A 6,492-nucleotide genomic window follows, 5' to 3' on the forward strand; every position below is an offset into this window, starting at 1 on the left:
CGCCCGATGGCCGCCGCCGTCACAGCAACGGCGAGCACAGACGCGCCAGTGCTTCGGGCAGGCGCGCGGTCAACAGCGGACGATGGCGGCCGCGCTGCACCCGCGGCGCATTCGCGAACTCGCCGTTGATCAGCGACTCGAGGCCGGCGGCGACGTCGGCGTCGTCGAACAGCACCGAGACCTCGAAGTTGAGCCGGAAGCTGCGATGGTCGAAATTCGCACTGCCGATGATCGCGATGGTGTCGTCGACCAGCAGCGATTTGGTATGCAGCATCCGCGACCGGTATTCGTAGACCTTGACGCCCGCGACCAGCAGCTGGCCGAAATACGAACGCGCGGCGCAGGTGACCAGGCGCGAATCGCTGGTGTGCGGCACAACCAGGCGTACGTCGAGCCCGGCCAGCGCAGCCGACGTCAGTGCCATCATCGCCGCCTCGCCCGGCACGAAGTAAGGCGTCGTCATCCAGACGCGATGTTTCGCACCGTGGATCGCGCTGACGTGCGCGCGATGGATCGCTTCCCACGACGAATCCGGACCGGAGGTCAGCACCTGCGTGCGGATGGGGCCGGCGTCGACCGGCGGCGTCTGCCGCTCCACTTCGGCGAGGAAATCGCGACGACCGGTGGCATATGCCCAGTCCTCGGCGAACACCAGCTGCAGCACGCGCACCGATTTCCCGGTCAGCCGCAGGTGCAGGTCGCGGTACGCATCGGCGCGACGCGATTCGTCCTGCTCGTCGGTGACGTTCATGCCACCGGTGTACCCGATGCGGCCATCGATGACGACGATCTTGCGATGCGTGCGCAAGTTGGTCCACGGTCGCTTCCAGAACTGGCCGAAGCGCATCGGATGGAACCAGGCGAGCTCGCCGCCCGCCTCCAGCAGCGGCGCGAAGAACCGGCGCGCGGCCGACGACCCGACCGCATCGAGCAGCAGGCGGACCCGCACGCCATCGCGCGCGCGCGCGACCAGCGCGTCGCGCAGCGCTTCGCCCGTCGCGTCGGGTTCGTAGATGTAGTACTCGAGATGCACATGCTGGGTCGCCTGCGCGATGTCCTCGAGCAGGGCGCTGTACTTCGCATGGCCGTCGATCAACAGCCGCACGTCCGCGGACGATGTCACCGGCAGGCCGGTCGTCGCGGCCGACAGGCGGATCAGTTCGGCCGCTTCGCCTTCCTCCGCTTCGATCTGCGCCGGCGTCATCGTCGAGCGACTGCGCGCACGCCGCAGCCGGTTGCGGCGGATCTTCTGCGGGCCGAACACGTGGTAGATCAGGAAACCGAGATACGGCAACAGCGCGAGACCGAGCAGCCAGCTCAGCGTGGCGACCGGCTCGCGCTTCTGCAGCACGATCCAGCCACCCAGGACCACGAGGTAGGCCACCCAGCCCGCGGTCAGCAGCGCGATCAGATGCGGAGTGGTGACGAGCGTGTCCCAGCCCCGTTGGAGAACGTCGAACATGGTGGCCCTGTGCGATGACGCCGGATGCGCCGTGCGACAGGGTACTGGCGTCGTGGCATTCGCGGCGCTGTAACGCGTGACAGCCCGGTGTCACGACGGCGATACACCCCGCACCGATGCGCCGGGCCGCGATGCGGCGCGGTTCCCGGGCGTCCAGGCGTCGCCACCTGTAGCACCCGACCTGCATCGGCACCGCCCGCAGCCAGGCAAGCGTGTCAAGCAAGCTTCTGATTTTATTGAATAAGTAAGGATGGCACGGTGCGTGCGTTGTCTTCTCCGCCTGAGCTGGAGGGGACTCCCATGCACCACATCGTTCGCACCTGCGCCCTCGCGTTGCCGGGCCTGCTGCTGCTCGCCGCATCTCCGGCGCATGCGGCCGGCGCGCGCATCGGCGTGCAGGCCAACCACGGCGAGATGACCCTGCTGCGCGACGTCAACGCGCGGCACGCGGTGCGCCCGGTGCCGCCGAGCACGGCGCTGATCGTCGATCCGACGCCGACCCGCCAGCTGCAGCCGCTGATCGGCGGCGAACTCAGCGATGCCGACTTCATGTCGCTCGATACCGGCAACCGCATGACCGGTGCGGACCGGCCGGCAAGCGGCGCGATCGCCACCACGGTGACGTCGACCCTCGGTGGTGTCCTGCACGGCGGCAGCACCCGCGACGCCGGCGGCGGCGGTGTCCTCGGCACCGGCCCGGGCAGCGCGCTCGGCGGTTCGATGGGCGCGGTGACCGGCGCGACGCGCGGCATCGGCGCGCACGTCACCGGCGCACTGGCGCAGTTTCCCCTCGGCCAGCCGGCCAACGGCGGTGGGCCGTGAGGCGTCGCGCCGTCCGCCGCTGGCTCGCACTCGCGCCGCTGCTGGCATTCGCCGGCGTTGCGGCCGCGACGGACGACTACCCGGCGTTGCTGGCCTATCTCGCCGAGACGCGCATCGACGGCGAGGCCTTCGCGGGTGCCAGCGGTGCCATCGCGATCAACCTGGCCGCCGGCGACCCCAACCAGCAGACCAGCGCACGCAGCATCGCCATCGGCGATACCGCGCTGGCATCGACCGACCTGCGGCAGCAACGGCAGGCCGACGTCGCGACCGCGCCCGACCACGCGTCGGCGGTCATCGCCGGCGAGGCGCTGTCCGGCGCCACTGGCGTCGTGTCGATCAATCAGGCCAGCGGCAACGCGAACACCGCACTCAACGCGGTGGCGCTGTCGCTGGCGCAACAGGGCATACGTGAAGCCGACGACGACACCGCGTTGTCGTCGGCTTTCGCGTCGGCGGGGCAACAGCACGTCGTCGGGGCAGGGGGCGCGACCACGCTCCGCCGCACGGCGGCCGTGGAGGCCACTGCGTTGCAGGGCTTCGACGGCGTGCTGCAGCTCAATCAGATCGCGGGTTCGGGCAACGACGTCGGCAATGTCCTGTCGATGTCGGTCCAGGCCGGCCCGTGAATCACTCCAACGGGAACAGAAGACCTTAAGGCGAGAGAGAGCACATCATGAAGATCAATCCGAAATGGACGGTCCTGGCGCTGGCCGTCACCGCGGCGGCCACCGGCACCGCGCAGGCGCAGAGCGTCGACTGGCAGATCGTCGACTACGACATCACCATCGACGACACGCGCAACTACACGACCAACGTAGACGACACGCGCAACTACGAAACCAACATCACCAACACCAACACCGAGGTCAACCAGACCGTCGACTGGACCCAGACCGTCGACCAGAGTCTGTCGGAGTCCTACGACATCAGCGTCAGCGAGTCGTACAACGCCGAGGTCAACCAGACCATCGACCAGAGCCTCGACGAAGCGCACCGCATCCGCACCAACCAGGTCGTCGAGACCATCGACCGGACCGAGAACGTCGACTCCGACGTCCGCCGCGAGCGCAACGAACACGGCGTCGCGGTCAACCTGGAGAAGGACCTGTCGCTGAGCTCGGACATCAGCTTCAGCGGCGATCCGACGATCAGCGGCGACATCGATCTCGACTCGGCCGCCATCGCGGTCATCGACAACCGCCAGTCGGTCAGCGGCAACCTCGGCCTCAACGACAAGCTCGACAACGACGCGTCGATCGCCGACGACGTCGGTTCCGAAGCCTCGGGCAACCTGCTGTTCAACGTCGCCGCCGGCGACAACAACGTGCAGGACAACGCCGCGGCGCTGTCGGCCGCCGATGCGGGCTTCGCCTTCGGCCTTGCCGACGCGGAAGTGTTCGTCAACCAGGCGGGCAGCGGCAACGTCACGATGAACGAAGGCGTGACCAACAGCGCCAGCATGGGCGGCAACGCCTTCTCGGCGGCCAGCGGCAACATCGGCGTCAACATCGCGTCGGGCAACAACAATGCGCAGAAGAACGCGATGGCCGCCTCGGTCGCCACCGCCGCCTATGCGCAGGCCAGCGTCAGCTCCAACCAGGCCTCGTCGGGCAACATGACCCACAACGAAGGCAGCTACCGCGCCCTGACCGACACGACCCAGGTCAGCCTCAGCGGTCCGGTCAGCGGCTGGAGCCTGTCGGCAGGCGTGGGCGGATACGAGGGCACCACGTCGGGTGAAACGGCGTCGCGTGGCAACGCGTACCAGCAGAGCAACTTCTACGCCGACATGTGGGAAGGCGAACAACACCCCGAAGGTCCGGTCATCGGCCATGCCGATTTCGATGGCGAATCCCAGGGTGCGGTCGACAATCCCTACCGCGGTTCCGACGAGCATGGCCCGATCGGTGGCCTGGCGTTCGATACCGACGCCGAGGGCAGCTACGAGGGTTCCGAGTCGGGTGACCTGGCGTTCCTCGAACTGGGCTACAGCGAGCTCGAGGCCAGCCTCAGCGGTACGGTGACGACGACCCGTTGGGTGGCCGTCGCGGCGACCAACACCGCCAGCCTCTCTGGCAGCGCCTTCAGCCAGGCCTCGGGCAACATCGGCGTCAACGTGGCTGCCGGCACCGGCAATCTGCAGGCCAACAGCCTGGCGATGGCGGTGGCGCAGCCGAGCACGGCCGCTCCGCCTCCGGGCGGCGGCGGCGAGTAACCGCGCCGACCAGGTGTGACGCCCGGCCTGCCCCCTTGGCCGGGTTTCCCCGGAAGCCCCGCGCCACATGCCCCGTGGCGCGGGGCCTCCTTCTGCGGAGGTCCCATGTCGATCCGCCGTTCCCTCGCCGCCGCGCTCGCGGCCTGTCTGCTGCCGATGTGCGTGACCGCTTCTGCGGCCGACGTCCGCTTCGCCGGCATCCTGCCCGATGGCAGTCTGCACACGATGCCGGTCGAGAGCATGCGCGAAGCGCGCTTCCGCCACCTCGTGCGCCAGCACACCGATTACAGCTGCGGCGCTGCGGCGCTGGCGACGATCCTGAAGTTCGCCTACCGCCTCGATGTCGACGAGGCCACCGTCATCGAAGGAATGATGGGCCTGTCGGACCCGGCCGTCGTCCAGGAACGCGGCTTCTCGCTGCTGGACATCAAGCGCTACGTCGAATCGCTCGGCATGCGCGGCCGCGGCTACCGCGTCGATGCCGACAAGCTGCGCGCGCTGCGCGTGCCCGGCCTGGTGCTGATGGACGTCCGCGGTTTCCGCCACTTCGTCGTACTCAAGCAGGTGACCGGCGACATCGTCGAGGTCGCCGACCCGATCCTGGGCAACCGCAGCGTGCCGATGGCGGAGTTTCTCGACTCGTGGCCGTCGCGCGCCATTTTCATCGTCATAGCCAGTGATTTCGATCGCAACACGGTGCTGCTGCAGCCAGTCGCCCGGCCCAGTGCGAAAGCGCTGTTCGCCCGGCAGGGACCGGTGACGGATGCCGAGCTGCTGGACTTCGGATTCACCCATGCAGACCTGTTCTGACGGAGACGTGTGATGCGTGCCATTCCCCTTTCCCTGCTGGCGGCGTTGCTCGCCGTCGGCGCGGCGCTGCCGGTCCATGCGCAGGCGCCCCAGACCGCGCCGGCGGCCGGCAACGGCCTGCGCGAGATCCCCGATGCCGAACTCGGCGACATGCGCGGCCGCTACATCGTCGGCGACAACCGCATCGCCTGGTTCGGCGTGTCGATGGTGTCGACCTGGCTGACCGGCAGCGGCCAGGCCGTCCAGGGCGCGATGAAGATGGGCTTCGACGTGCGCGGCAACACGCCGGTCGTCAGCTTCACGCCCAGCGTCACGATCACCGAGGGCGCGCCTGCGCTGGCGGCGACCGGCGATCGCGCCATCGATTCGGCCGGCCTGGCGAACGTCGACGGCCTGGTGCAGAGCATCCAGGTCGCGGGCGACGCCAACGCCGCGCGCAACGGCACCACGCTGACCATCCGCGATGGCGATGCACCATCGGCGAGCGCGCAGGACATCGCTCCCGCGACCGCGTTCGCGCAGTCGGGCGGCGTCACCGCGCAGGCCGGCGTCGACAACGGCGCTGCCCGCGTGCTGCTGCAGATCGCCGGGCAGGGCGCCACCGAGCAGTGGATCGGCGCCAACGCCGTCGGCCAGAGCATCCGCATCGCCGGCGATGGCCAGTCGGTCAGCAACCAGCTGCAGCTCGACCTGGTCCGCCAGGCCCTGCCGAGCGGCCAGAGCATCCAGCAGAGCGTGGCGCAGGCCATCGTGATGTCGCGCGGCATCGGGCTCTGATCCGCGCCGTGCCGATCCAACACCGTCGATCCGGGAGGGGCACCTTGAACTCGACACCCACCATCGCGCACCGGCCGCTGGCCGTCGCGCTCGCACTGGCGTTCGCGCCGATCGCACCGCTGCTGGCGCAGGACGCGCCACCTCCCGCGGTCCCGCAGGCGATGACGGAGGCCGATCGCGAAGCGATGCGGCAGCTGCTGCAGGACCTGGCGTCGATGAAGCAGAGCTACGCGCAGGAAGTGCGGCGCCTGCGCGAACTGGACATGCAGATCCAGGCGCTGCAGGCACGGGTCGGCGGCCTCGCACCGATGCAGGCCACGGCCCAGGCGCAACCCGCGCGTGCGCTGGTCGTGCAGGCCGCGCCGCCTGCCGGCCTGCCGCCGGCGCCGCCCGCCGCCGCGCC

The 6,492-nt window shown here is 69.3% G+C and carries 6 protein-coding genes and 1 pseudogene; 6 read left to right on the forward strand and 1 reads right to left on the reverse strand.

Annotation, left to right across the window (positions count from 1 at the left end; translation table 11 throughout):
• Nucleotides 1–19 precede the first annotated feature (19 nt).
• Nucleotides 20–1,462, reverse strand: coding sequence for a cardiolipin synthase (gene cls / locus CJ022_RS12265; RefSeq protein ID WP_101926927.1), 1,443 nt, complete (start codon nucleotides 1,460–1,462; stop codon nucleotides 20–22).
• A 300-nt stretch (nucleotides 1,463–1,762) separates the two neighbouring features.
• Here cls and CJ022_RS12270 point away from each other — a divergent pair, with 300 nt between their 5' ends.
• The 6 genes and pseudogenes from CJ022_RS12270 to CJ022_RS12295 all read left to right on the forward strand — a co-directional run.
• A complete protein-coding gene (locus CJ022_RS12270) occupies nucleotides 1,763–2,284 on the forward strand; it encodes a hypothetical protein (protein ID WP_101926928.1) in 522 nt (173 codons plus the stop codon).
• On the forward strand, nucleotides 2,281–2,913 hold the full coding sequence (locus tag CJ022_RS12275; protein ID WP_425490855.1) for a hypothetical protein: 633 nt from the start codon (nucleotides 2,281–2,283) through the stop codon (nucleotides 2,911–2,913). Before CJ022_RS12270 ends, CJ022_RS12275 begins: the two co-directional genes overlap by 4 nt.
• Before the next feature lie 47 nt (nucleotides 2,914–2,960).
• The gene (locus tag CJ022_RS12280) at nucleotides 2,961–4,502 is read left to right on the forward strand and encodes an adhesin (RefSeq protein ID WP_101926929.1); all 1,542 of its coding nucleotides are present in this window, start codon (nucleotides 2,961–2,963) and stop codon (nucleotides 4,500–4,502) included.
• Nucleotides 4,503–4,607: 105 nt separating this feature from the next.
• Nucleotides 4,608–5,312 (forward strand): C39 family peptidase, encoded by a 705-nt coding sequence (locus tag CJ022_RS12285; RefSeq protein WP_101926930.1) that lies wholly within the window; start codon nucleotides 4,608–4,610, stop codon nucleotides 5,310–5,312.
• A 12-nt stretch (nucleotides 5,313–5,324) separates the two neighbouring features.
• The gene (locus CJ022_RS12290; RefSeq protein WP_101926931.1) at nucleotides 5,325–6,089 is read left to right on the forward strand and encodes a hypothetical protein; all 765 of its coding nucleotides are present in this window, start codon (nucleotides 5,325–5,327) and stop codon (nucleotides 6,087–6,089) included.
• A gap of 44 nt (nucleotides 6,090–6,133) precedes the next feature.
• A pseudogene (locus CJ022_RS12295) lies at nucleotides 6,134–6,492 on the forward strand (hypothetical protein); the annotation flags it as partial.

This window comes from Luteimonas rhizosphaerae (genome assembly GCF_002849595.1).
Classification (GTDB): Bacteria; Pseudomonadota; Gammaproteobacteria; order Xanthomonadales; family Xanthomonadaceae; genus Luteimonas; species Luteimonas cellulosilyticus.